A 24,627-nucleotide genomic window follows, 5' to 3' on the forward strand; every position below is an offset into this window, starting at 1 on the left:
AGCCGGGAAGACGGTATCTAAGGCACTGAACCTATATCGGATGTACCGGCCTCTTCCCGGCTGAAGCCGGTCCCACAAAACAGTATTCCTGTCACAGGCTATGCAAACGCCGGAATCACCTTGTCGATAAACAGCTGCAACGATGCCTTCTTCTCGGCATGGCTCATGCTGTTGTCGTTCCAGAAGCTGAATTCATCGACACCCAGGCGCTCGTACTCACGAATCCGCGCAATGATCTCTTCCGGGGTGCCGATCATCACGTTCTTGTGGATGTTATCCAGGGCGTATTCCGGACGCTCCTTGACCGCTTCCAGTGGCGTCGGCTCGACGAAGCCATTGACCGGCACCTGCTTGTTGAAGAACCAGCCTTCGAAGGTGCGGTAGAAGCGCGAAATCGCCTCGGCACCCTTCTGCCAGTCACCGCCGGGCTCATGGACGAAGGTATGGCGCAGCACCATCAGTTGCGGGCGCGGCACTTCGGGGTTGTTGCTCAGGGCAGTCTCGAACTTGTTGACCAGGTCGACCACCTCTTCATCGCCCTTCATCAGCGGCGTGACCATGACATTGCAGCCATTCTTCACCGCAAAGTTATGGGAGTCCGGGTCGCGGGCGGCGATCCACATCGGCGGACCGGCCTTCTGCACCGGCTTGGGTACGCTGGTCGACGTGGGGAAATTCCACAGTTCACCCTGATGGGCATAGTCGCCCTGCCACAGCTTCTTGATCACCGGGACCATCTCACGCAGCGCCTGACCGCCACTGGAAGCGGGCATGCCGCCGGCCATGCGGTCGAATTCGAACTGATAGGCGCCACGGGCCAGGCCCACTTCCATGCGGCCATTACTGATCACATCGAGCAAGGCGCACTCCCCGGCGACCCGGATCGGATGCCAGAACGGCGCGATGATGGTCCCGGCACCCAGGCGGATAGTGCTGGTCCTGGCCGCCAGGTACGACAGGATCGGCATGGGGCTCGGTGAAATGGTGTATTCCATGGCGTGGTGTTCGCCCACCCACACGGTGCTGAAACCGCCAGCTTCAGCCAACAGTGTCAGCTCGACCAGATCATCGAACACCTCGCGATGGGTCTGGCCTTCGTCGTAACGCTCCATGTGAATGAATAACGAGAATTTCATGACGTTTCCTCAATCTTTGTAGGTAACAGCCGACAGCCAGCAAGAGGGTTAAAAATTCTGTGTGGCCCATCGATCCTGTCGATATAGGACAGGTCTGCCAAAGAAGCATGATGGCCTGCCAACATTGGTATACCATAATACAACAATAGCGCAAACGCCTTTGATGATTTGCGCACGTCCCCCGAGCGCGTCACTTGCAGTTGGAGCAGCGATGAATATCAAACAGAAACTGACGTGGGCCTTTGCCATCATTGCCAGTCTCCCCATTATCGTGGTCGCCGGGATCGTCATCCTGAACCTGCGCAGCGAGGCCGAGAATTCCTTCGTCGACAGCAGCGGTCGGGAGATCCGCCAGGTGGCTAATGCCATGCAGCTGTTCTTCGAAGGCATCAGCCAGAACGTCGATTACATCGCCAACAATGCTCTGGTGAAAAACACCGATGGCAATGTGAAGAACTACAGCAGCGCCAACGCTGCCGACATCCCGCTGAACGAGCAGGACAAGCAGTTCTTCGAGTTCTTCGACAGCATCGCCAAGACCCACCCGGCCTATTCCTATATCTCCTATGGCATGGCCAACGGCAGCTATGCCTACTGGCCGGGCGATCCGAAGATGGCCAACTACGACCCGCGCGTGCGCCCCTGGTACAAGACCGCCCTGGATAACCCTGGCAAGACCGTGCGCAGCGCCGCCTATTACTGGGCCGGCGACGATGCCGTGCTGGTCAGCACCATCCGCGCCGTGGCCAACAAGTTCGGCGCCACCGGTGGCGTGGTCAATATCGACGTATCCCTCAAGCAGCTGACTACCATGGTCAAGCAGATCAAACTGGGCGACAGCGGTTATCTGATGCTGATCGAGAACACGGGCACCGTGCTGGTCGATCCCAAACAGCCGGACCATAACTTCAAAAAGCTGGGTGACCTCGGCGATGGCTATTTGCAATTAGCCAAGGCCGGCAGCGGTCTCCAACGTGTGACCCTCAATGGCGAAAGCTTCATGGCCAATGTCTACCCGTCCGACCAGTTGGGCTGGAGCTTCATCGGCCTGATCAAGCAGGACGAGGTAATGAGCAGCGCCACCCGCCTGACCTGGCTGATTGCGGTGATCGCTGCAGTATTGGCCGTGATCTTCGCTATCGTCGGCGCCAGCTTCGCCAGTGTCATCGTGCGGCCGATCCGCAGCGTGGCCAGCGGTCTGGAAGGCATCGCCCAGGGCGAAGGCGACCTGACCCAGAACCTCAGCGTGCGCGGCAGCGATGAAACCGCGCAATTGGCCAACTGGTTTAACCAGTTCCTCACTGCGATCCGCAGTCTGATCCAGCATATCGGTCTGGCAGCGAACCGGATTCTCGACACCTCGTCACGCTCGACCCGAGTCTCCCACGACATGGCCGAGGCTGCGGGTCGTCAGCGCGAAGCCGTGGACATGGTGTCCACCGCCTTCCACGAAATGGTCGCCACCTCCAATGAAGTCGCCCGCTCCTGCAGCCAGGCCGCCGACTCGGCCGACAGCGGTCAGCGCCAGGCCCGGGAAGGCCAGCGTCAGATCGATGCGGCGGTTACCAGCGTCGATCAGTTGAGCAGCGAAATCGAACAGTCAGCCCAGGCCATGCAGCAACTGGAGCAGGACAGCAACGACATCCAGTCGATTCTGGGCACCATTCGCTCCATCGCCGAGCAGACCAACCTGCTGGCCCTTAACGCTGCGATTGAAGCCGCTCGCGCCGGTGAACAGGGCCGTGGTTTTGCCGTGGTCGCCGACGAAGTCCGGGCTTTGGCCAAGCGCACCGCCGACTCCACCGCCGAAATCGACGGCCTGCTGGGTAACCTGGCCCGGCGCACCGCTTCGGTGACCCAACAGATGCGCGCCAGCCTGGAAGTGTCTCAGGACTCGGTAAGCAAGATCGGCCTGGCCCGCACCAGCTTCGGCCAGATCCGCGAATCGGTGGACGTGATCCGCGACATGAACACCCAGATCGCCACCGCCGCCGAAGAACAGCATCAGGTGGCCGAAGACATTAACCGCCATATCAGCCAGATCCACGGCGACGCGCAACTGGTCGCCGAACTGGCCGACTCGGCACGGGGTGATTCGCGCAGTCTGGCTGAGCTGTCCAATGAACTGGATAGCCTGGTCAAGCGTTTCCGCACCTGATACGCGCCCGAAAAAAAGCCCGCCTATGCAATATTGGCGGGCTTTTTTATCTTTGTGGACCGGCTTCAGCCGGGAAGAGGCCGGGACATCGGAACACATCCTCGGCCTTGATATTATCTTCCCGGCTAAAGCCGATCCCACACATGCATCTGCTGAGATTACAGATTCATCTGGGTCACCAACTTGGTATTCAGATACGCCTCGATAGCCTCGGTACCGCCTTCAGAGCCATAACCCGAATCCTTGATCCCGCCAAACGGCACTTCCGGCAAACCGATGCCCAAGTGGTTGATCGACAGCATGCCGGCTTCAATGCCGTTGCTGAGGATCTGCGCGGTCTTCATTGAGGTGGTGAAGGCGTAGGAAGCCAGACCGAATGGGACGCGATTGGATTCCTTGACCGCCTCTTCCACGGTGTCGAACGGCACCAGCAGCGCCACCGGACCGAAAGGCTCGTCACTCATGATGTGCATTTCAGTGGTCAAGCCACTGAGCACCGTTGGAGCGAAGAAGTAGCCGGGGCCATCGATGGCCTTGCCGCCGGTATGCAGTGTGGCACCGGCATCAACCGCGTTCTTGACCAGCGCGGTCAGCGCAGGAATCCGCCGGGCATTGGCTACCGGCCCCATGGTGGTACCGGACTCGAGGCCATTACCGACCTTCACTTCCTGGGTCAGGCCGACGAACTTCTCGACGAAGGCATCGAACACGCCGCGCTGGACCAGAATCCGCGTCGGCGAGACACAAACCTGACCGGCGTTACGGAACTTGGACGCCGCCAGGGTGCGGGCGGCCAGATCGATATCGGCATCGTCGAACACCAGGGCCGGGGCATGCCCGCCCAGTTCCATGGTCGCGCGCTTCATGTGTTGACCCGCCAGGGCGGCCAGTTGCTTGCCCACTGGCGTCGAGCCGGTGAAGGTAATTTTGCGGATCACCGGATGCGGGATCAGGTAGCTGGAAATTTCCGCAGGCGAGCCATATACCAGGGCAATCACGCCAGCGGGTACGCCGGCATCGGCAAAGGCGCGGATCAGTTCGGCAGGCGATGCCGGGGTTTCTTCCGGGGCCTTGATGATGATCGAGCAACCGGCGGCCAGGGCCGAGGACAGCTTGCGCACCACCTGGTTGATAGGGAAGTTCCACGGCGTAAAGGCGGCGACCGGACCAACCGGCTCCTTGATCACCTTCTGCTCGACCAGCGGATTGCGCGAAGGCACCAGGCGGCCATAGCTGCGACGGCCCTCTTCGGCCAGCCAGTCGATGATGTCGGCGGCCGACATCACTTCAGTGCGGGCTTCGGCCAATGGCTTGCCCTGCTCCTGGGTCATGATCCTGGCAACGGTGTCGATACGCTCGCGCAGCAGGTTGGCAGCCTTCTGCATGATCTTGTAACGCTCGTACGCCGGAGTGGCACGCCAGGTGGCGAAACCGCGCTCGGCAGCGGCCAGGGCGTCATCGAGGTCCGGGATACCGGCGTGAGCAACGGTGCCGAGGGTCTCGCCGGTGGCCGGGTTGACTACGTCGAGAGTGCGACCGTCACGGCTGGCGCGCCATTGACCATCAATGAACAGCTGAACATCAGGATACATAGCGATTCTCCAGAGGCCCTTGGCGGACCGGAAATGGAAGCTCAGTAGCAGCCGGGAAAATTAGTGGTATATGCCCATATTGGGTGATTCATCACAGCTTTCAAGCAGGCAGGGTAAATATTTCATGTCATCTGACATTCAATAACCACTGCCCTGCACTCAACTCTTGATCCGCTGCTGCCAGGCCGCCGCCAGCCCGCTCAGGCAGATGACGGTAATGCCCAATTGCGCCAGCAAGGACGGCGCATGATCAAAGACGATGTAGCCGAGCAACCCGGCAAAAACGATCTGGCAATAACTGAACGGGGCCAGCATGGCCGGGGCGGCAAAGCGAAAGGCCTGGGTCAGCAACAGGTGCGCGACCATGCCGAAGGTGCCCAGGGCCAGCATGAACGGCAAATGCTTCAGTTCCGGGGTCTGCCAGAAGAACGGCACCAGCGCACTCATGACCAGACTGTTGAACAGCCCGGCAAAGAAGTTACTGGTGGTCGGACTGTCATAGGTACTGAGCATGCGCGTCAGCAACTGGTAGAACGCAAAGCACAACGCCGAACACAACGGCAGCAGGCTGGCCGGGGTGAACAGTTCGCCGCCGGGATGGACGATGATCAACACCCCGGAGAAACCGACGAGCACGGCGGCCCATTGCTTGCGCGTGACCTTCTCGCCCAGCAGCGGCACCGACAATGCCGTAATCAACAGTGGCGCAAGAAAGTTGATGGCCGTGGCTTCGGCCATGGGGATGTACATCAGGCCTGTGGTGAAGAACAGGCTGGTGCCCAACAAACAGCCCGCACGCAGGGCTTGCAGGCCGGGACGTTTGGTACGCAGCACGCGCAAGCCCGCCGACGGCATGAAGATGCAGGCCATCAGCACCGTATGCACCACATAGCGGACCCAGACCACCATGAAAATCGGATAGAACCCGGACAGATACTTGGACAGCGTGTCATGGCTGGAAAACAGGAAGGTCGCCAGGAGCAGGAGCGCAATGCCCTTGAGTGGCTGATTGACGCCGGATAACGGCGTGCTGGGGGTGCTCATTAGGTGTCCTTGCCGGAAAAAACAGCGGCACTCAAGCGATCAAGCGGGTGAATGCCAATGAATGATGGAATACCAAGAGAATATCGGACAGGTCGACACATCTCCAAACAAAGCTGGATCCATTCAGCTGTTTTTTTCACGCATCGGCCATCTCGGCCAGGCCAGCCAGAACCCCGGCCTGCTCCAGCCAGCGCTGAAAACACAGAAACGTGCTGTGGGCGCCTGCCACTACCTGCTGGCGCTGGGCGTCTGTCTCGGCCTCCCAGAGACGCTTGAGAAAAGCCTTCCATAACGTACCGGTGGCCGGGCCATAGACGTCGAGAAACGCCCCGCCACTGTCGGCACCGATTCCCAGACGCTCACCGATTACCCGGCGCAGCACCTGCCCACCCAATGTCGCACCTTCAATGACGTACATGACGCCGAGCAAGTGCCAGGGGTCGCTCACGTCCGGCAGATACTGGCAGCGTTCAAGGGCATGACTATCGATGCCCATGGCCTGCAAGTCCCGCAATAGCGCCGGCGCCTTGCGTCGCTCTGGCTCCAGCAGGTCGGCAGCTTCCAGACGTTGTTCCAGCGGCTGGTAAAAACCGTAGTAGGCCTGGATCAGGCGCCGGTACAGAGCCTCATTCAGATTCGCAGACATAAAGGGCAGGCGCGCTTCCAGGGCACGATGGCTATCGCCGGTGGCCTCGCGCAGATCCTTCAATACGGGAGACACGGACGGCCTGGGGAGAGATTCTTCGAGCAAGATCAAGTGTACTCAAGCGTGATGTGGCTTCGAGTATCGCAAGGGCGCGACAGTTCAGCAAAGACGTTAAAACATGACAGCACGAAGGAGAATCGACAAGGCGTCGTAGGACATAAGTGAACGAGGGAGCCGAAGCTCCCCCGCTATTACCGTGGAAAAACCATCAGAAGATGTAGTCTGTTGTCAGGAAGCTGGAATCGCGATTGCGGATGATATCGCTGACCAGCGCCTTGTTGCTCTCCTGGAACTTGGTCGCCACCAGGGTACGGATCGAGAACACGCGCAAGGCGTCGTGCACCGAGAGCGTACCTTCAGCCGAGTTCTTGCGACCATTGAATGGAAACTGATCAGGACCGCGCTGGCATTGGGCGTTGATATTGATCCGCCCCACCTGATTGGCGAAGGCATCCACCAGGCGACCGACCTGGGCCGGATCCTTGCCGAACAGACTCAATTGCTGGCCGAAGTCCGAATCAAGCACGTACTCGATGACATCGTCCACGTTCTTGTAAGCCACCACCGGCACCACTGGACCGAACTGCTCTTCGTGATAGACGCGCATGTCTGCGGTCACCGGGTACAGCACCGCCGGGTAGAAGAACGACTCATTGACCTCGCCACCACCGGCATTGACTACGCGGGCGCCCTTCTCTATCGCATCAGCCACCAGACCTTGCAGATAATCAGGTTTGCCCGGCTCCGGCAGTGGTGTCAGAGACACGCCTGATTCCCAAGGCATGCCGGGTTTCAGTTGTGCCAGTTTCTGCTCGAACCTGGCCAGGAAGCTGTCCACCACGTCCTCATGGACAAAGAGGATTTTCAGGGCTGTACAACGCTGTCCGTTGAACGACAGCGAACCTGTGATGGACTCGCTGACCGCGTTGTCCAGGTCGGCATCGGGCAGCACGATCCCCGGATTCTTCGCATCCAGGCCCAGGGCGGCACGCAAGCGGTGCGGCTTGGGATGCAGTTTTTTCAGGTCACTGGCGGCCTTGTTGGTGCCGATAAAGGCAAAGACATCGATCTTGCCACTGGCCATCAGCGGGCTGACGGTCTCGCGGCCGCTGCCGTAGATGACGTTGATCACCCCGGCCGGGAAGCTGTCGCGGAACGCCTCAAGCAACGGACGAATCAGCAGCACGCCGAACTTGGCCGGCTTGAACACTACGGTATTGCCCATGATCAGGGCCGGAATCAGGGTGGTGAAGGTTTCGTTCAACGGGTAGTTATACGGCCCCATGCACAGAGTCACGCCCAATGGCACCCGACGAATCTGGCCCAGGGTGTCCTGCTCCAGCTCGAAGCGGCTGGAGCGACGGTCCAGTTCCTTGAGGGCATTGATGGTGTCGACGATATAGTCGCAGGTGCGGTCGAACTCTTTTTCCGAGTCCTTGAGGTTCTTGCCGATCTCCCACATCAGCAGCTTGACTACCGCCTCGCGCTGCTCGCGCATACGCTTGAGAAACGCCTCGACATGCTGAATGCGCTCGACCACACGCATGGTTGGCCAGGCGCCCTGCCCGCGATCGTAAGCGCGAACGGCGGCGTCCAGGGCGGTCATGGCGGTTTGCCCATCCATCAGCGGCGTACTGCCCAGAATCACAGATTCATGCCCTTGTGCGCCTTGCAGGTACACCGGACTGCGCACCGGCGCCAACGGCCCGGCCCACAGCTGCAAGGCACCATCAACCAGATACTCACGCTGCTCGATGGCAACGCCGGGCCGGTACTGTTCAGGGATCTGTTCCAGGGTCGGGAACAGCGTTGCGAGTCGACTATCCGGGTTCATTGCTTGACCTCCTTCATGAGTCTTTTGCCCAAAAGCTTGGACAAGACACTACGCCTCTGTTTGGCAGATGTCATGAGACAGCGCTGTCGCCCAATGAATATAGGGCTCTGATCATATCTTCGAAGTGGAATGAGATCCCGTGGGAGCCGGCTTGCTGGCGATGGCGTCGTGTCAGCCAACACTGCTTTTGCGAGCGCTTCGCACTCGATCGCCACCAAGGCGGATCCTACAAAACCGCATTCCAGCCTGGTTGCCATGAAATATTCCCTATCGACCAGAGGCCCTAGCCAGGTTTAAACGAAAAGAGTACAAATGTACTCCATGACGACTTTACCCCCCAAACGCGCCGCGATCCTGACGTTCATCCGCGACCGCATTGCACAAAACGGCCAGCCCCCGAGCCTCGCGGAAATCTGCGACGCCTTCGGCTTTGCCTCGCGCAGCGTGGCGCGCAAGCATGTGGTGGCGCTGACCGAAGCCGGTTTTATCGAAGTCACGGCCAATCAAGCCAGGGGCATTCGCCTGGTGGCCAACGGGCCACGTGCCGAGCTGCTGCAAGTTCCGGTACTGGGCCGGGTCGCTGCCGGTGCGCCGATCGGCCCGGATATCGACATCCACGACACCTTCACCCTGGACAGCCGCACCTTCCTGCGCCTCCCCGACTACCTGCTACGGGTCAAGGGCGATTCGATGATCGAGGACGGCATTTTTGATGGCGATCTGGTCGGCATCCAGCAAAGCGCAGAAGCCCGGGACGGGCAGATCGTCGTTGCCAGGCTCGATGGCGAAGTCACCATCAAGCGTCTGGAGCGTGGTCGTGACGGCCTGCGCCTGCTGCCGCGCAACCCGGCCTATCAGCCGATTGTCGTGCGCCCCGATCAGGACTTCGCCATCGAAGGTGTGTTCTGCGGCCTGGTACGTCGGGAATGATGGGCGCGGTAGTCAGCCTCGACGCGCTGCTGGACGAGCGTCGGGTCTGGAAAGGTCGCCAGCAGGTCCAGCCAGTTGCCGCGCAACCGACCGGCCACGCCTTGCTCGACGCCGCTTTGCCCATGGGCGGCTGGCCGCCGGCGGCGCTCTCGGAACTTCTTCTGGCCGCTGACGGTAGCGGCGAACTGCGCCTGTTATGGCCGACCCTGGCGCGGCTGGCCGACCGCGGCGAGCGTATCGTTCTGGTGGCGCCGCCCTATGTGCCTTATGCCCAGGCCTGGCAGGCGGCTGGCGTGGATCTGCGCCAGTTATCGGTCATTTCTGCCAATGAGCGCGATGCCCTCTGGGCCGTCGAGCAATGCCTGCGTTCCGGCAGTTGCGGCGCCGTCTTGTGCTGGCCGCGCAAGGTCGATGATCGCGCTCTGCGCCGCCTGCAAGTGGCGGCGGAAACCGGAGAAACCCTGGCCTTTGCCTGTCGCGGCCAACTGGCGGCGGCCAACCCGTCTCCGGCGGCGCTGCGCATTGCCATCGATGCGCGCCCCAGCCAGTTGCGGGTGCTCAAGTGTCGCGGCGGTCTGCCACCCTCCTCGCCGATTCCCTTCACCACTGACGCCTGAGGTACCTATGCTCTGGGCCTGTGTCCTGCTGCCGCAACTGGCGCTGGACGGCGTCATGCGTCGTCGCGCCAACCCCGATGAACCCCTGGCCCTGATCAGCGGCACGGCCCAGCGACGGGTCCTGCAGACGGTCAATAGCACCGCCCGGGAACTGGGTCTGCGCCCCGGTCAGTCATTGACCGCTGCCCACGCCATGACTCGCGGGTTCGCCACCGTCGAATATGACCCGGCACACACCGAACACTGGCATCGCCTGCTCGCCGCCTGGGCCTATCGCTTCAGCTCCCAGGTCAGCCTCAAATACCCACGGGTGCTGTTGATGGAGGTCGAGTCGAGTCTGGGTCTGTTCGGCCCCTGGCCGGTGTTCGAAGCCCGCTTGCGCGAGGAACTGAGCGCCCTGGGTTTCAGCCACCGGATAGTGATGGCCCCCAACCCGGTTGCGGCGCGGATGCTGGCCAACGTTCATGATGGCCTGGCCGTCACCTGCACTGACCAGTTGCAAGGGCTGCTGGATCAGATGCCGGTCAACCGCATCGGCCTGCCTCAGGAAGTCGCCACGGCACTCGCCCGCATGGGTCTTCATCGCTTGCGCCAGGTCCTGGCCCTGCCCCGTGACACCCTGGCCCGGCGCTTTCCAGCCCATGTCCTGCAACATCTGGACACCCTGCTCGGGCGCAGGCCCGTGGCGCTGCAATGCTATGTGCCGCCGGACCATTTCGACACCCGCCTGGAGCTGAATTTCGACGTCGAATCCCATCAGGCTTTGCTGTTTCCACTCAAACGCATGATTGCCGACCTGGCAGTGTTCCTCGGCGGGCGCGACAGCGGCGTGCAACGCTTTGTCATTCATCTGGAACACGTACCCAGTGTCGGCAGCGTGGCGCCGGACACCCTGATCCCGGTCGGCCTGCTCAGTGCCGAACGGGAAGCCAACATGCTCTTCGAACTGGCCCGTGGCCGCCTGGAACAGGTGGTAGTGCCGTCACCGGTAAGGGCCCTGCGCCTGCAAGCCAGGGACCTGCCCGCCTTTGTGCCCTCCCACCGCGAGCTTTTCGATGACCGGCCGCAACAGAACATGCCCTGGGAACAACTGCGCGAGAGGCTGCGCGCCAAGCTGGGCGACGAGGCCGTCAGTGGCTTGAGCTTTCAGGCGGATCATCGTCCGGAATGCGCCTGGCGAAGCTGCTCGGCAAGCAAGCCTGCCCCTGTGATTGATTCAATGCCGCGCCCCGGCTGGCTGCTGCCCGAGCCTGAACCCCTGGCACAGGCCAGTGTGCGGGTGCTGGCCGGGCCCGAGCGGATCGAGTCCGGCTGGTGGGATGGCGGCGATGTGCGCCGGGACTACTTTCTCGTCGAAACCCGCACTGGCCAGCGCGGCTGGGCTTATCGCCGGGTCGGTGATAACAGCGACCTGTTGCTGCATGGCTGGTTCGCATGAACTGCAATTACGCTGAGCTGCACTGTCTGTCCAACTTCAGCTTTCAGCGCGGCGCGTCCAGTGCCGCAGAGCTGTTCGAACGGGCCAAGCTGCATGGTTATAGCGCCCTGGCAATCACCGACGAATGCACACTGGCCGGGATCGTCCGGGCCTGGCAGGCGGCGAAGGCCAGCGAACTGCATCTGATTATCGGCAGCGAAATCAGCATCGAGCTGGGCCCGAAAGTGGTGCTGTTGGTAGAGGATCTTGCCGGTTACCAGGCACTCTGCCGCCTGATCACCCAGGGCCGACGTCGCAGCAAAAAAGGCGAATACCGGCTGTTGCGCGAAGATTTTCAGGGGCCGCTTGCAGGCCTGCTGGCCTTGTGGATTGCCGACCTTGATCAGGACGCCGATACACGCCAGGAACAGGGCGATTGGCTGCGCGGGATTTTTCCACAGACCTTGTGGCTAGGTGTTGAACTACACTGTGGGCCAGATGACCGTCAGCGCCTGAGCACCCTGCTGGCCCTGGCACGGTCCCTGGCCATTCCGGCAGTGGCCAGTGGCGACGTGCATATGCACGCCCGGGGCCGCCGCGCTCTGCAAGACACCATGACCGCCATTCGCCATCACACCACCGTGGCCGAAGCCGGGCATCGCCTGTTCGCCAATGGCGAGCGCCACCTGCGCTCCCTCGATGCATTGGCCGGGATCTACCCGGCGCACCTGCTCGACGAAACCCTGAACATTGCCCGGCGCTGCACCTTCAGCCTTGATCAGTTGAAGTACGAATATCCCCATGAACTGGTGCCCGCCGAGCAGACTCCAGCCAGTTGGCTGAGGCATCTGACCGAGGAAGGTGCGCGTATCCGTTGGCCGAAAGGTGTCCCGGAGGTTGCCCGCAAAGCGCTGGAAAAAGAGCTGAACATCATCTCGGAGTTAGAGTACGAAAGTTACTTTCTCACTGTGCATGACATCGTCAGGTTTGCCCGCGAGCGCGGCATTCTTTGCCAGGGTCGCGGCTCGGCGGCCAACTCGGCAGTGTGCTTCGCCCTGGGCATTACCGAACTGAATCCTGCGGCAGAAAAGTCCCGAATGCTGTTCGAGCGTTTTCTCTCCGTAGAACGCAACGAGCCGCCGGACATAGACGTGGATTTCGAGCACGATCGTCGCGAAGAAGTCCTGCAATATGTATTTCGCCGTTATGGTCGGGGTCGGGCAGCCCTTACAGCCGTAGCCAGCACCTACCACGGCGCTGGTGCGATTCGTGACGTGGCCCGGGTTCTGGGTTTGCCCCCCGACCAGATCAACGCTCTGGCAGACTGCTGCGGACGCTGGAATGACAATATCCCGCCAGCAGATCGCTTGCGCGAGAGCGGCTTTGAACCGGACAGCCCGGTACTGCGTCGGGTTTTGACTCTTACCGGTGAACTGATCGGCTTCCCCCGCCATCTGTCCCAGCACCCCGGTGGCTTCGTAATCTCCGAGCATCCGCTGGAAACCCTGGTACCGGTGGAAAACGCCGCGATGGCAGAACGCACCATCATTCAGTGGGACAAGGACGACCTCGATCTGGTTGGCCTGCTCAAGGTCGATATTCTGGCCCTGGGCATGCTGAGTGCGCTGCGTCGCACTTTCGAACTGGTGACCCGTTATCGCGGTTATGACCTGACCATTGCCAACATCCCTGCAGAGGACAAACCGACCTACGACATGATCAGCCGGGCCGACACCGTAGGGGTATTCCAGATCGAGTCACGGGCGCAGATGTCCATGCTGCCGCGTCTTAAGCCACAGACGTTTTACGATCTGGTCATCGAAGTTGCCATCGTCCGTCCGGGTCCTATTCAGGGCGATATGGTGCATCCGTACCTGCGTCGTCGAAATGGCGAAGAGCAGATCACCTATCCTCCCAGGCTGAAGGGCGTGTTCGAGCGTACTCTGGGCGTGCCGCTGTTTCAGGAACAGGTGATGGAGGTGGCAATCATCGCCGCCGATTACACTCCGGGTGAAGCCGATGAATTACGCCGCGCCATGGCTGCCTGGAAGCGCCACGGCGGCCTTGATCCGCACAAGGAACGCCTGGCTACCCGCATGCGCGCCAACGATTACCCCGAGGATTTCATCCATCGCATCTTCGAACAGATAAAAGGCTTCGGCAGCTACGGCTTCCCCGAATCCCACGCCGCCAGTTTTGCCCTGTTGACTTACGCCAGCTGCTGGCTCAAATGCCATGAACCGGCAGCCTTCACCTGTGCTCTGATCAACAGCTGGCCCATGGGCTTCTACAGTCCCGACCAACTCTTGCAGGACGCCCGCCGCCATCATATCGAAGTGCGTCCGGTGGACGTGCGCTACAGCGACTGGGACTGTTCCCTGGAACCTCTGGAAAATCGCGAATACACACAGAACCTGGCGATCCGCATGGGCCTGCGCATGATTCGCGGACTTGCCGAAGACGATGGCCGACGTATCGAACAGGTGCGTCAACAACACGAGTTCAGGGATGTGACCGACCTGTGCGTGCGCGCCGATCTGGACAATCGCGCCCGGGCCCTGCTGGCGGACTCAGGTGCCCTGCGCGGGCTGGTCGGCCATCGCCATCGCGCCCGTTGGGAAATTGCCGGGGTCGAAGTCCAACGGCCACTGTTCGGCGATGACTGCTTCGGCGCCGAAGCACAAGTCGTCCTGCCTCTGCCCAGCGTGGCCCAGGACCTCAAGGCCGACTACGACACCCTCGGCACCACTCTCGGCCCCCACCCCTTGGCCCTGCTGCGCAACAGCCTGGCGGCCAAGCGCTTTCGCAGTTCCAAAGACCTGCTCGACGAAGAGCACGGCCGCAACTTCAGTGTCGCCGGCCTGGTCGTCGGCCGCCAACGCCCCGGCACCGCAAGCGGCGTGACCTTCGTCACCCTGGAAGACGAACACGGCACCATCAACGTCGTGGTCTGGCGCGACCTGGCCGAGCGCCAACGCAAAGTCCTGGTCGGCTCGCAATTGCTGCAGGTGTTCGGCAAGTTCGAATTTCAAAAAGGCGTGCGCCATGTGATTGCCCAGCGCCTGTTTGATCTGACGCCATTGCTGACGGGGCTGGATGTGCGCAGTCGGGATTTCAAGTGATGCAGTCAGATTGAAATGCGATGTTTTTGTAAGAGCTGCGGAAGGCTGCGAATGGATCTATCTGTCGCATCGCTATCGCTGCCTTCGGCAGCTCCTACTGGCCCGAGCTTAAATCGCGATAGTGCTAAAGCCCTCCCGGCTAAAGCCAGTCCTGCAATAGATCTAATCCACACGCCCCCAGATCCCCGAACTCCCCCGCCGATAACTGTCCAGCAAATGCGTATCAACCATGCCAATCGCCTCCATCAAGGCAAACATCGTCGTCGGCCCGACAAAGCTGAAACCGCGCTTGCGCAGCGCCTTGCTCATGGCCAGGGATTCGGCTGAAGTGGTCGGTACGTCCTCTATGGTCCGGGGCGTCGGGGTGACCAGGGGTTTGAAGGACCAGATGAAATCAGCCAGCCCGCCATCCTCCCTGAGCTTGATCGTGGCCCTGGCGTTATTGATGGTCGCGAGAATCTTGGCGCGGTTGCGGATGATGCCGACATCATTCATAAGCCGGGCGATATCGTCCTGATCGAAAGCGGCGACCTTGTCCGGGTCGAATTGCGCAAATGCGGCCCTGAAAGCTTCGCGCTTGCGCAGGATGGTCAGCCAAGACAGCCCTGACTGAAAGGCTTCCAGACTCAAGCGTTCGAACAACCCGCGCTCATCGTGAATGGGCATGCCCCACTCGGTGTCGTAGTAGTGCTTGAGCAGTAAATCAGTCGCTGCCCATGGCGGTCGAACCAGACCATCGTCGCCGGTTACCGGGTGAATGGGTCTTATTCTGGCGACTCGTTCAGCGGGCCTATTGGTTTTTATCGGCTGATCGTCGGTCATGGGGCAATGCTTCCAAACACTGGAGAAGCCGGGAGTCTACTTCGGCGCCAAGGCTTATCCCATCACGTACAACTCAATTTCGTGATGTTGAATGAGATGCCGCAGCAGCTGCCAAAGGCCGGGATGTCAGCGTTCGGCAGCTCCTGCGGGTCTGTAGTTATACCGCTACACTGCCTACCAGGCTTTACTCGTGCGTCGCCCGCCTCACCCGGAGTTCAATGATGCGGTTGTGTACCGTCCATCTGCTGTTGGGGTTGTTCAGCGTGACTGTATTGGCTGATCAGCCCGCTGCCGTGATTTACCTGCCCGAGGCCATGCCGCTGGCGACTTCGTCCAATTCCGCGCGGCATGGGTTGTTCGGCGATATCGCCCTGGAGGCCTTGGACAAGGCCGGTTACCGGGTGACGATAAAGTCCGATCCCGTGCTTCGTGTCACATCACGGTTGCGTGAAGAAGAAAACCTGCTGTTCACGCCTTTTTCCCGCACCCCTGACCGGGAAGACCACTACACCTGGGTCGCCTCGGTGATGCCCCTGCCCCGGGCTTTTTTCAGCTTTACCGAACCGGTGCAAGACTTCGAGCAGGCGCGCATGCTCTACAAACGCATCGGTGTTGGCGTCGGCACGGCTCAGGAAGAGATCCTGCTGCGACATGGCTTCAGCCCCAGCCAGATCTACCCGCTCAAACTGGGTGATACGCCGATAAAACTGCTGGAACTGGGTCGTATCGACGCCTGGTTCACCGTGGTACCGGAAGGCAAGTACGACTGGGGACGCAGCAATGCCAAACCACTGCTCATCAGCCCGGAGATGGCGATCACCGATATGTTTCTGGTCTGCTCGAAACGCTGCGATACGACGCTGGTAGAAGCATTGCGCCATGCCATGGATGCCCTGCGCGCCGACGGCAGCATCGCCCGTATCCAGGCGCGGTACCTCAGTGAACCGCAATGAAGGACTGATTCAGGCACGCCCCAGGGACTGACGAATGTGCCGCACCAGCTCCTCAACTGCGGGCTGTGCAGAACCCTTTGCGCGATGCAGGGAGATCGCAAACGGAGGAAGCTGCGGCAATTGTGCCTCGGGGGAAAGAATGTCGAGGCCATCTGGCAGAGTTGATTGCAGCCAGACCGACACTGCCAGATCGCTGCTCACCATCGCCACGGTCGCTTCCAGATTGCCGCTCTCAAAGAGGGTCTTCCAGGGGCGGTCCTGGCTTTCCAGCGCCGTGATCACCGGTGCGCGAAATGCGCAGGTATCCGCCACCAGCGACACCGGCAACGGCGACTTTAGAAAGGCTGTGCCGCCCTTGGCCCCGGCCCAGACCAGACGCTCGATGGACAGGCACTCACCGGTAGCGGCCGTGGCGATTTCTTCGATGATGGCCACGTCCAGCGAGCCGTTGGCGATTTCAGTTTTGAGGTCACCGGACGAGCCGCATCGCAAGGACAGCTCAACCTGAGGATTGGCCTCGACATAGGTTTTGAGAGTCGGTGCAATCCAGGCACCAACCAGATCGTAAGGCACACCGAGGCGAACACGGCCCTGCATGGCATCGCCCTTCACGTCTGCCCAGATTTGCTCGTTAAGGGCAAGCATCTGCCTGGCCTTGGCAAACAGCCGCTCTCCGAGCGGAGCCAGACGCATGCCCCGTCGATCCCGGATCAGCAAGGGCGCATCGAACGCCTCTTCCAGCTTTTTGATCTGCTGACTGACCGCTCCCTGAGTCAGGTGTAGAACACGGGCAGCGGCGGTCATGCCGCGTTGTTCGGCAACCACTACAAATGTTCGCAAGAGCAGCAGATCGAGAGTACGCATGATTCTATATATTAGGCTTTGTAATTCATCGAATTAGAAACATTAGTTTCCATACTAAGCGGCAAGCCGGTATCAAGTCGAGATCATCTCTGGAAGTCGGCGTATGTTCGAATCAATCCTCCCGCTCGTGCTGTTTGCTCTCATCTCTACCTTCAGCCCGGGTGGTGCAACCACTCTGGCCACAGCCTCCGGCGCGAACTTCGGGCTGCGTCGTTCATTGCCGCTGCTGGCGGGCATTTCCTTTGGCCTGGCGAGCGTGGCTGCAGCGGCTGCCGGTGGCCTCGCCGGTCTGATTCTGGCGGCACCGTCCCTGCAATTGGCAATGAAACTCGTGGGATCGATCTATCTGCTCTGGCTTGCCTGGCAAATAGCCCGGCGTGGTGCTCCGGGGGTCGCGGGAACCCAGGAAAAGCCGGCCAGCTTTCTGACCGGCGTATGGCTGCTCGGGCAAAACCCCAAGGCCTGGGCCATGACCCTCAGCGCCGCCGCATCCTTTGCCGCACTGGCGCAAAGCCCCGCTGCACTGGCATTGTTGTTGGGCCTGGTCTTTGCCCTGTGCTCCGCGCTATCGCTGATGATCTGGTGCGTCGCGGGCCTGATGCTGGCGCGAACTTTGAAGACCCAGCGGCAGTGGCACATGTTGAACAAGGCCCTGGGCGGGCTGCTGGTAGCGTCCGTTGTGCCAATCTGGTTTTAGAATCTTCCCGTGATTTGGAGTGCGATCCTGCAGGAGATCAACAACCCGGCGCGGTCTCCCGCAAGACCTCGATAAACGCCTGCAAGCCCGACGGTACATGGCGATGCCCCGGATAGTATAAAAACAGCCCCGCAATCCTCGGACACCAGTCTTCGAGCACCGTGACAAGCTGCTTGTCAGCCAAGGCCCCGGCGACCATATGCTCAGGAACATAGGCGATACCAAGACCCGCAACAGCTGCGTCAACCATGATTTGCGGATTATCCAGAGTCAACGGCCCCTTGGGGTCGATGACCAGGGGTTGCCCGTGTTTTTCAAACTCCCAGCGGTAAGGCTTACCGCTCGGCATTCTGATGCAAATGCACGGATGCCCAAGCAAATCATCCGGCGTCAGGGGCACAGGGTGGCTGCTGAAGTAGCCGGGTGAGGCGACGGTGACAAATCGCGTATCCGGGCCTATGGGCACGGCAATCATGTCCTGGGGGATTGATTCACCCAAGCGGATACCCGCGTCGAAACCTTCAGCAACGATATCGACGAGACGACCCTCGGTCACCAGATCCACCGACATTTGCGCAAAGCGCGCAAGAAACCTCGGCAGTGCCGCTTTCATCAGGATACGTGCCGCCGGTTCGCTGGCATTGATCCGCAGAGTGCCGCTGGGCAGATCGCGGAACTCGTTGACCTCTTCCACCGCCAGTTCGAACTCGCGCAGCACCGGTCCCAGTCGTTTGAGCAAGCGCTCCCCCGCCGCCGTCGGTGAAACGCTGCGGGTGGTGCGATTGAGCAAGCGCACGGCAAGGCTGGCTTCCAGCGCCTTCATCATGTGGCTGAGAGTCGAGGCCGATACACCCAGCTCATCAGCCGCTTTACGAAAGCTGCGGTGAGACACAATCAGCGACAGTGCACGCAGATCGGCCAGTGATAACGGCAAATGATTCATGGTTATTTTTCATCAACTCATCCGGAATCCACCCGATAGTAGCAGCAGTCCCGTGCGCGTAGTGTCAGGTCATCCATAGCCACCTGCTTGTTACCTGAGGACATGCACATGAACACAACCTGGTTAATCACTGGCAGCTCGTCCGGCATTGGCCTGGCACTGGTCGAGCAATTGCTGGAACGCGGCGATCGCGTCGCGGCGACCTTGCGCAAACCGCAGGTATTGAGCGATTTGCAGACTCGTTACGGAGAGCGCCTGTGGACGGCAGCACTGGATGTCACCGACACAGCGGCCATTCGCCGGGTAATCGACCGGGCATTCAACGAGCTGGGGCGCATAGATGTCGTCGTCAGCAATGCCGGCTACGCCTTGTTTGGCGCCGCCGAGGAAGTCAGCGACGAACAGATCGATCTACAGCTGCAAACCAATCTGCTGGGTTCGATCCAGGTGATCCGCGCCTGCCTGCCGTTTCTGCGCAAACAGGGCGGCGGGCGGATTCTGCAGGTCTCTTCCGAGGGCGGGCAACTGGCGTATCCCAACTTCAGCCTGTATCACGCCAGCAAATGGGCCATCGAGGGCTTCGTTGAATCGGTCGCCCTGGAAGTGGCGCCATTTGGCATCCAGATCACCCTGGTAGAACCCGGCCCGACCCGCACCAACTTCGGCGCGGCCCTGGTCAGCCCGCCGGTGATGCCTGAGTACGAACATACCCCGGCAGGTGATGTGCGCCGGGCCATCGCCAGCGGTGCCTTTCCCCTGACCGGAGATCCGCAGAAGATGGCCAGGGCCATGCTGGATATCGCCAAGGCGCACGCTGCGCCGCGCCGTCTGTTACTGGGCAGTGACGCCTACGAGCGAGTCCACGCCGCCCTGAGCAAACGACTGGCCGAGCTCGAGCACTACAAGGAGCAGGCCATGAGTACCGAGATTGATTGAGTCGCCTTACCGGCACGGGCGAAATCCCTTAATCTTGGCCGCTTGAATGGCTCGAGCGGTCTGGCAACTTAGCCCTATGAACTCAATCGATAAACTCATTTCGTTGGCCAATGTGCGTGGCAGCCTGGATCTGCGCTGCCAGTTCCAGGGTAACTGGGCGCTGGAGCATGAGCAGGAGGCGCTGGGCATGGCGCCTTACCACGTGGTGCTGGGCGGAGAATGTCGAGTGGAACTGCCCAGCGGTCAACGGCTGGCCATGGGTGCCGGCGATGTTCTGCTGTTGCCGGTCGGCAGTGCCCACGTCATCCGCAGCCCTGGCAAGACCGTCACACCGACCAAGCCGCAAGTGCTTAACGGAAACGGTTTGCCGGTGCATCGCATCGGTTCGGCGAGTGCCGATCTGGATATGCTCTGCGGGCGTTTTCATTACAACCGCGCTTCGCTGCTGTTTGCGGCGTTGCCCGAATACCTGCTGATTTCCAGGAACGCCCTGCCCGCCAATGGCTCGCTGGCGGCCTTGGTCAACATCCTGCGCGACGACGCGGACGGTGAACAGGCAGGCGCGCGGTTCCTGCTGGACGCCTTGTCCCAGGCCCTGTTCACCCTGATTTTGCGTGCGTACCTGGCCGCAAATACCCAGGCCAGCGGCACCCTGGCATTGCTCACGGACAAACGCCTGAACCAGGCCTGGCAGGCAATCCTCACCGACCCGGCCCACGACTGGACCATCGAAACCCTGGCAGAAACAGCCAACATGTCCCGGGCCACCTTCATGCGCGCCTTCACCAAGGTCGCCGGCGTATCACCCTGGGTGCTGTTGACCCGGATCCGCATGGAACTGGCCTTCAGCCTGCTCACCCACTCACACTTTGGCCTGAGCGATATCGCCTTGCAGGTCGGCTATCAATCCCAGGCGGCGTTCAGCAAGAAATTCAAGGAAGTCTATGGCGAGGCACCGGGGCGGGTGCGCAAGGGGTTGGCGTGACAGCGCAGATTCAGGAAATGTCTGACAGACAATGGCTCGCAAACTGCTGAAATTCCTGCAGCGCTGCCCTGACAAAATCTGGATATATCATGAAGACCTCGTTCGCCCTGTACGACGCATTGCTAGCCATCTCTGTAGTCCTGCCAATTAGTCAAACTTTTAACGCGCCAGCCTGCGCGCTCTCGACCTGTCGGAAGTCGGTCAATGGCGCTAAAACCTCTAAAACAACTGAACAATCGTAAAGAGCAGCGTATAAAAGTCTGACGACTGACGTCACTCAAACCTAGCCAACCCTCAAAATAGTATTACTATATCGCCAGCCTGATCCCTCGCCACGCATCCGCGTGTCGATGCGGGCTACCTGTCGGCACCAACAATAATAAAGAGGTGTTCCATGGCCATACCTGCTCCTGCGTCATCCGCAGCCGATGCGCAATCTCTCGAGGATGCGCTGTACCGCAAGGTCAACTGGCGGATCGTCCCGCTGTTTATCCTGTGCTTTCTCTTCGCCTATCTGGACCGGGTCAATATCAGCTTTGCCAAGCTCGAGATGCAGAACGACCTGGGCTTCAGCGACACCATCTACGGCCTTGGTGCCAGTCTGTTCTTTGTCGGTTATTTCCTCTTTGAAGTACCGAGCAATGTGCTGCTGCACAAGATCGGCGCGCGACTATGGATTGCCCGGATCATGGTCTCGTGGGGTATCACCTCCGCCTGCATGATGTTCGTGCAGAGTGAATTCTGGTTCTACACCCTGCGCTTCCTGATCGGCGTGATGGAGGCTGGCTTCGTCCCCGGCGTTCTTTACTACTTCACTCAGTGGTACCCGAGTAACCGTCGGGCTCAGGTCAACAGCTACTTCAAAAGCTCCATCTGCCTCTGCGGTATCGTCGGCGGGCCACTGGCCGGGCTGATCCTTGGTCAACTGGATGGTGCCCTCGGCATGGCCGGGTGGAAATGGCTGTTCCTGCTCGAGGCCATCCCCTCGATCATTCTCGGAGGCGTGGTGTTCTGGCTGGTGTCCGACCGCATCGAAGACACTCCCTGGCTCACAGCCGATGAAAAACGCCTGCTGACTCTGCGCATGACTCAGGACTTCAAGCCCACCGGTAAATCGTCCCTGGCCGGCCTATGGCGCCAGCCCACCACGTATGTGATGGCGGCGATTTACCTGTGCCTGGTCATGGCGCTGACTGGCCTGCTGTTCTGGATGCCGCAGCTGATTCGCAGCGCAGGCGTAAGCGATACCCTGCATATCGGCTGGCTGACCATGGTGCCGTATCTGGTCGCGGTGGTGTTCAACCTGAGCGTCGGCTACAGCTCGGACCGCCGTGGTGAACGGCGGTGGCATATGGCGGGCTGTGCCCTGCTCACCGCCGCCGGCTATCTGGTATGCGCCATGACTGCCGGACAGTTGCTGCCGTTGATGATCGGCATGAGCATGATCATGGCGGGGATCATCGCCTGGATGCCGATTTTCTGGACCGTGCCACCGCGCTTTCTCAGCGGCGTGGCCGCTGCGGCAGGTATCGCCCTGATCAACTCTCTCGGTCAGCTCGGCGGCGTCATTGCGCCGTTCATGATCGGCCGTGTCCGCGACCTGACCGGCGCCACGACTTCGGCGCTTTATCTGCTGAGTATCGTCAGCCTGCTGGCCGTCGCACTGATTCTCTGGGCGGTGCCCAAGGCCTACTACCGCACGCAATCAGGACCGGATGTGGAAACGGCCGATGACTCGCCCATGCCTCAAGGAATGGCGGCAGAGTCGCGCCAGTAGATACCCCTGTGTTTCTGCCTGGGCCACTCGGGCCCAGGCATCATCGTGACTCTTTCCCCTTTAACACAAATAACCAGCTGAAATAACTGACACTTTTTTGGGAGATCCCGCACCGTGGCGATCAAGTGCGAAGCGCCCGCATTGCGTCAGTGACTGATCTGAGGTCATCGCCAGCAAGCCGGCTCCTACAAATCTCATTTCAATTCAGATATTTGCGGCGCAACAATACGCATCCGTAGATCTACCGTTCTATCCCTGCATGGCCTCGACAAACTGCCTCACCAACTCCCCGGCGTCACGTCGACAAGCCAGGGACACCGTACTGAAGCATCCCTGCTCTGCCAACGGCACAAAGCGTATCGAGGGTGGCGCAATGGCCCGCATGCATTCGGGCAACAGGGCTACGCCGAAATTGGCCTGGATCAACTGCAATTGGGTCGTCTTGCGCGACACCACCTGGGCGGCGCGGGGAAAGAAACCGGCCTGCATGCATAGCGAGGCGCACAGATAACTCAACCCGCCACGCTGACGGTGAGGAACGGAGATAAAACGCTCCTCACGCAACTGCGCCAGCGTCACACTGTTTTCCCCGGCCAGCGGGTGTTGTGCTGCGACCGCCAGCAGCAGGGGTTCGCTGAACAAGTTATAGATCTCTACGGCCTCGTGCTGGCGCAACACAGGAAGGCGTAACAGGCCGATATCCAGATGTCCTTCGGCGATATCCGCCAGTTGCGCTTCAGACGATTGCTGGGCGATCTCGATGGATACTCCCTGATTACCGTTCAGGTAGACGCCCAGCCGCTCCAGCAAAAGCCCGGTCAATGGTACGGTACTCGAATGATTCAGTTGCAGGCTGCCGAGCAAGCCTTCGCCAACTTCCCGGGTTAGCCGCTCGGCCTTGTCCAGGTCAGCCAACAGTTGCCGGGCACGCCCCAGAAAAACCCGCCCTGCGCTGGTCAAACGTGGCTGGCGGGCGGTCCTTTCGAATAGCAGCGTACCCAGTTGCTGCTCAAGTTCCTTGATTTGCCGACTCAGCGCCGATTGGGCAATGAACAGGCGCTCGGCAGCGCTACTGAAGCTGCCTTGCTCGGCGATTTCCACGAAATATCGCAGTTGGCGAATGGAGGTCATGCGTGATATGCCTTAATGAGATGGCTAATGGCAAAATTACATATTAGTCGGCATAGCTGGTAGTGGCTAAATTGGACCTGTCTCTCATGGCAAGGACCCGTCATGCTCAGTTCCCTCCCCGCACTTGTACCGTTCACCTCGCTGGATTGGCTGATCATACTGGCCAGTATCGGCGCCGCTTACATCGTGTTCGGTATCGCCGGTTTCGGCACGGCACTGGTGGCAGGTCCTATCCTGATCCGCTTCATGCCTCTGTCACAGATCATCCCGCTTCTAGTGCTACTGGACTTCGTCGCCGCGTTTGGGAACTGGCTACCAACGCGCAAAGCGGTGGTGCGCGAAGAATTGCTGCGGCTGCTACCCTGCATGGCCGTGGGCTGCAGCCTGGGCGTGCTGTTTTTGCTGCAGCTGAAGTCCGATCTGCTGATGCTGCTGATGGGCTTGTTCATCACCGGCTATGCGCTGTATAGCCTGGCCGTAAAAGTGCGGCCCACGAGCCTGAACAGCCTGTGGGCGTTGCCTGCGGGTACGGTGGGAGGCTTGTTTGCCGCGTTGTTCGGCAGCGGCGGCTTTCTCTATGCGCTGTACCTCAATGCCCGGCTGACCTCCAAGGAACAGGCCCGGGCCACTCAAAGCGCACTGATCAGTTGCAGTACCGTGGTCCGCCTGAGCCTGTTTCTGCTCGCCGGGGTTTACGCGGATACGTCCCTGCTGGTGCTTGCCGTCTGCCTGTTGCCCATGATGTTCGCCGGACTGTGGATCGGACGGCGACTGACCTTCAAGCTGTCTCGCGAGAGCTTTGTGCGACTGGTGACCTGGCTGGTACTGGCCAGCGGGCTGGCGCTGCTTGCCCGCTATTTCAGCTGAAGTCGAACGGTCGCGCCCCCGGTTCGGAGCAGTGGCTGCCGGGACGATGCGGGGCGCGCCATTCACCGGGCATAATCATCGAATAAGGAGCGCAAT

General features: G+C 60.4%; 20 protein-coding genes. 11 read left to right on the plus strand and 9 right to left on the minus strand.

The genetic code is table 11. The features are described from left to right. Positions 1-98: 98 nt before the first annotated feature. Entirely contained in the window at positions 99-1,136 is a 1,038-nt protein-coding gene (locus ACCD02_RS05625; protein WP_413299251.1) for an LLM class flavin-dependent oxidoreductase, read from the minus strand. A 211-nt stretch (positions 1,137-1,347) separates the two neighbouring features. Here ACCD02_RS05625 and ACCD02_RS05630 point away from each other — a divergent pair, with 211 nt between their 5' ends. Beyond that, positions 1,348-3,294: a methyl-accepting chemotaxis protein gene (locus ACCD02_RS05630; protein WP_413299253.1), complete on the plus strand. Its 1,947-nt coding sequence runs from the start codon at positions 1,348-1,350 to the stop codon at positions 3,292-3,294. Positions 3,295-3,452: 158 nt separating this feature from the next. Here the strand turns inward: ACCD02_RS05630 and ACCD02_RS05635 are convergent, their stop codons facing one another. The 4 genes from ACCD02_RS05635 to ACCD02_RS05650 form a co-directional block, all read right to left on the minus strand. Beyond that, positions 3,453-4,886: an NAD-dependent succinate-semialdehyde dehydrogenase gene (locus ACCD02_RS05635; protein WP_413299255.1), complete on the minus strand. Its 1,434-nt coding sequence runs from the start codon at positions 4,884-4,886 to the stop codon at positions 3,453-3,455. Between the two features lie 159 nt (positions 4,887-5,045). After that, positions 5,046-5,930 (minus strand): DMT family transporter, encoded by an 885-nt coding sequence (locus ACCD02_RS05640; protein ID WP_413299257.1) that lies wholly within the window; start codon positions 5,928-5,930, stop codon positions 5,046-5,048. A gap of 136 nt (positions 5,931-6,066) precedes the next feature. Further along, positions 6,067-6,651 carry a biliverdin-producing heme oxygenase gene (locus tag ACCD02_RS05645; RefSeq protein ID WP_413299259.1) on the minus strand — a complete coding sequence of 195 codons (585 nt, stop codon included), beginning with the start codon at positions 6,649-6,651 and terminating at the stop codon, positions 6,067-6,069. Between the two features lie 193 nt (positions 6,652-6,844). Then, entirely contained in the window at positions 6,845-8,470 is a 1,626-nt protein-coding gene (locus ACCD02_RS05650; protein WP_413299261.1) for an NADP-dependent glyceraldehyde-3-phosphate dehydrogenase, read from the minus strand. A gap of 312 nt (positions 8,471-8,782) precedes the next feature. Between ACCD02_RS05650 and lexA the strand changes: the two genes are divergently transcribed. Genes lexA through ACCD02_RS05670 form a run of 4 tightly spaced genes read left to right on the plus strand, consistent with a single transcriptional unit; the run spans position 8,783 to position 14,556 of the window. Then, positions 8,783-9,400 (plus strand): transcriptional repressor LexA, encoded by a 618-nt coding sequence (lexA, locus tag ACCD02_RS05655; protein ID WP_413299263.1) that lies wholly within the window; start codon positions 8,783-8,785, stop codon positions 9,398-9,400. Next, positions 9,400-10,017, plus strand: coding sequence for a translesion DNA synthesis-associated protein ImuA (gene imuA / locus ACCD02_RS05660; protein WP_413299607.1), 618 nt, complete (start codon positions 9,400-9,402; stop codon positions 10,015-10,017). The genes lexA and imuA overlap by 1 nt, the downstream gene beginning before the upstream one ends. Positions 10,018-10,024: 7 nt before the next feature. Then, the gene (locus ACCD02_RS05665; protein WP_413299265.1) at positions 10,025-11,455 is read left to right on the plus strand and encodes a Y-family DNA polymerase; all 1,431 of its coding nucleotides are present in this window, start codon (positions 10,025-10,027) and stop codon (positions 11,453-11,455) included. Continuing rightward, on the plus strand, positions 11,452-14,556 hold the full coding sequence (locus tag ACCD02_RS05670) for an error-prone DNA polymerase (protein WP_413299267.1): 3,105 nt from the start codon (positions 11,452-11,454) through the stop codon (positions 14,554-14,556). Before ACCD02_RS05665 ends, ACCD02_RS05670 begins: the two co-directional genes overlap by 4 nt. A 162-nt stretch (positions 14,557-14,718) precedes the next feature. On the opposite strand, the gene ACCD02_RS05675 is transcribed toward ACCD02_RS05670, so the two are convergent. Beyond that, entirely contained in the window at positions 14,719-15,378 is a 660-nt protein-coding gene (locus tag ACCD02_RS05675; protein ID WP_413299269.1) for a DNA-3-methyladenine glycosylase I, read from the minus strand. Between the two features lie 218 nt (positions 15,379-15,596). Between ACCD02_RS05675 and ACCD02_RS05680 the strand changes: the two genes are divergently transcribed. Then, positions 15,597-16,331 (plus strand): substrate-binding periplasmic protein, encoded by a 735-nt coding sequence (locus ACCD02_RS05680; protein ID WP_413299271.1) that lies wholly within the window; start codon positions 15,597-15,599, stop codon positions 16,329-16,331. 9 nt (positions 16,332-16,340) lie between these two features. On the opposite strand, the gene ACCD02_RS05685 is transcribed toward ACCD02_RS05680, so the two are convergent. Then, complete coding sequence (locus tag ACCD02_RS05685; RefSeq protein WP_413299273.1) at positions 16,341-17,195, minus strand: LysR family transcriptional regulator; 855 nt, start codon at positions 17,193-17,195, stop codon at positions 16,341-16,343. Between the two features lie 103 nt (positions 17,196-17,298). Between ACCD02_RS05685 and ACCD02_RS05690 the strand changes: the two genes are divergently transcribed. Next, entirely contained in the window at positions 17,299-17,892 is a 594-nt protein-coding gene (locus tag ACCD02_RS05690) for a LysE family translocator (protein WP_413299275.1), read from the plus strand. A 37-nt stretch (positions 17,893-17,929) separates the two neighbouring features. Here ACCD02_RS05690 and ACCD02_RS05695 read toward each other — a convergent pair whose 3' ends face one another. Continuing rightward, entirely contained in the window at positions 17,930-18,835 is a 906-nt protein-coding gene (locus ACCD02_RS05695; RefSeq protein ID WP_413299277.1) for a LysR family transcriptional regulator, read from the minus strand. Between the two features lie 108 nt (positions 18,836-18,943). Between ACCD02_RS05695 and ACCD02_RS05700 the strand changes: the two genes are divergently transcribed. The 3 genes from ACCD02_RS05700 to ACCD02_RS05710 all read left to right on the plus strand — a co-directional run bounded on the left by ACCD02_RS05700 (position 18,944) and on the right by ACCD02_RS05710 (position 22,533). Beyond that, the gene (locus tag ACCD02_RS05700) at positions 18,944-19,771 is read left to right on the plus strand and encodes an SDR family oxidoreductase (RefSeq protein ID WP_413299279.1); all 828 of its coding nucleotides are present in this window, start codon (positions 18,944-18,946) and stop codon (positions 19,769-19,771) included. A 76-nt stretch (positions 19,772-19,847) separates the two neighbouring features. Continuing rightward, complete coding sequence (locus tag ACCD02_RS05705; RefSeq protein WP_413299281.1) at positions 19,848-20,756, plus strand: AraC family transcriptional regulator; 909 nt, start codon at positions 19,848-19,850, stop codon at positions 20,754-20,756. A 394-nt stretch (positions 20,757-21,150) separates the two neighbouring features. Next, on the plus strand, positions 21,151-22,533 hold the full coding sequence (locus tag ACCD02_RS05710; RefSeq protein WP_413299283.1) for an MFS transporter: 1,383 nt from the start codon (positions 21,151-21,153) through the stop codon (positions 22,531-22,533). 249 nt (positions 22,534-22,782) lie between these two features. On the opposite strand, the gene ACCD02_RS05715 is transcribed toward ACCD02_RS05710, so the two are convergent. Further along, a complete protein-coding gene (locus tag ACCD02_RS05715) occupies positions 22,783-23,664 on the minus strand; it encodes a LysR substrate-binding domain-containing protein (RefSeq protein ID WP_413299285.1) in 882 nt (293 codons plus the stop codon). A gap of 102 nt (positions 23,665-23,766) precedes the next feature. Between ACCD02_RS05715 and ACCD02_RS05720 the strand changes: the two genes are divergently transcribed. After that, positions 23,767-24,531, plus strand: a complete 765-nt coding sequence (locus ACCD02_RS05720; RefSeq protein ID WP_413299287.1) for a sulfite exporter TauE/SafE family protein — start codon at positions 23,767-23,769, stop codon at positions 24,529-24,531. Positions 24,532-24,627 lie beyond the last annotated feature (96 nt).

Source organism: Pseudomonas sp. Pseusp88 (assembly GCF_047303955.1).
Classification (GTDB): domain Bacteria; phylum Pseudomonadota; class Gammaproteobacteria; order Pseudomonadales; family Pseudomonadaceae; genus Aquipseudomonas.

What these genes read in the sequence shown, in the direction of transcription:
- ACCD02_RS05625 (WP_413299251.1), bottom strand. Translation starts at nt 1,136, where the DNA reads ATGAAATTCTCGTTATTCATTCACATGGAGCGTTACGACGAAGGCCAG.
- ACCD02_RS05630 (WP_413299253.1), top strand. Translation starts at nt 1,348, where the DNA reads ATGAATATCAAACAGAAACTGACGTGGGCCTTTGCCATCATTGCCAGT.
- ACCD02_RS05635 (WP_413299255.1), bottom strand. Translation starts at nt 4,886, where the DNA reads ATGTATCCTGATGTTCAGCTGTTCATTGATGGTCAATGGCGCGCCAGC.
- ACCD02_RS05640 (WP_413299257.1), bottom strand. Translation starts at nt 5,930, where the DNA reads ATGAGCACCCCCAGCACGCCGTTATCCGGCGTCAATCAGCCACTCAAG.
- ACCD02_RS05650 (WP_413299261.1), bottom strand. Translation starts at nt 8,470, where the DNA reads ATGAACCCGGATAGTCGACTCGCAACGCTGTTCCCGACCCTGGAACAG.
- lexA (WP_413299263.1), top strand. Translation starts at nt 8,783, where the DNA reads ATGTACTCCATGACGACTTTACCCCCCAAACGCGCCGCGATCCTGACG.
- imuA (WP_413299607.1), top strand. Translation starts at nt 9,400, where the DNA reads ATGGGCGCGGTAGTCAGCCTCGACGCGCTGCTGGACGAGCGTCGGGTC.
- ACCD02_RS05665 (WP_413299265.1), top strand. Translation starts at nt 10,025, where the DNA reads ATGCTCTGGGCCTGTGTCCTGCTGCCGCAACTGGCGCTGGACGGCGTC.
- ACCD02_RS05670 (WP_413299267.1), top strand. Translation starts at nt 11,452, where the DNA reads ATGAACTGCAATTACGCTGAGCTGCACTGTCTGTCCAACTTCAGCTTT.
- ACCD02_RS05675 (WP_413299269.1), bottom strand. Translation starts at nt 15,378, where the DNA reads ATGACCGACGATCAGCCGATAAAAACCAATAGGCCCGCTGAACGAGTC.
- ACCD02_RS05680 (WP_413299271.1), top strand. Translation starts at nt 15,597, where the DNA reads ATGATGCGGTTGTGTACCGTCCATCTGCTGTTGGGGTTGTTCAGCGTG.
- ACCD02_RS05685 (WP_413299273.1), bottom strand. Translation starts at nt 17,195, where the DNA reads ATGCGTACTCTCGATCTGCTGCTCTTGCGAACATTTGTAGTGGTTGCC.
- ACCD02_RS05690 (WP_413299275.1), top strand. Translation starts at nt 17,299, where the DNA reads ATGTTCGAATCAATCCTCCCGCTCGTGCTGTTTGCTCTCATCTCTACC.
- ACCD02_RS05695 (WP_413299277.1), bottom strand. Translation starts at nt 18,835, where the DNA reads ATGAATCATTTGCCGTTATCACTGGCCGATCTGCGTGCACTGTCGCTG.
- ACCD02_RS05700 (WP_413299279.1), top strand. Translation starts at nt 18,944, where the DNA reads ATGAACACAACCTGGTTAATCACTGGCAGCTCGTCCGGCATTGGCCTG.
- ACCD02_RS05705 (WP_413299281.1), top strand. Translation starts at nt 19,848, where the DNA reads ATGAACTCAATCGATAAACTCATTTCGTTGGCCAATGTGCGTGGCAGC.
- ACCD02_RS05710 (WP_413299283.1), top strand. Translation starts at nt 21,151, where the DNA reads ATGGCCATACCTGCTCCTGCGTCATCCGCAGCCGATGCGCAATCTCTC.
- ACCD02_RS05715 (WP_413299285.1), bottom strand. Translation starts at nt 23,664, where the DNA reads ATGACCTCCATTCGCCAACTGCGATATTTCGTGGAAATCGCCGAGCAA.
- ACCD02_RS05720 (WP_413299287.1), top strand. Translation starts at nt 23,767, where the DNA reads ATGCTCAGTTCCCTCCCCGCACTTGTACCGTTCACCTCGCTGGATTGG.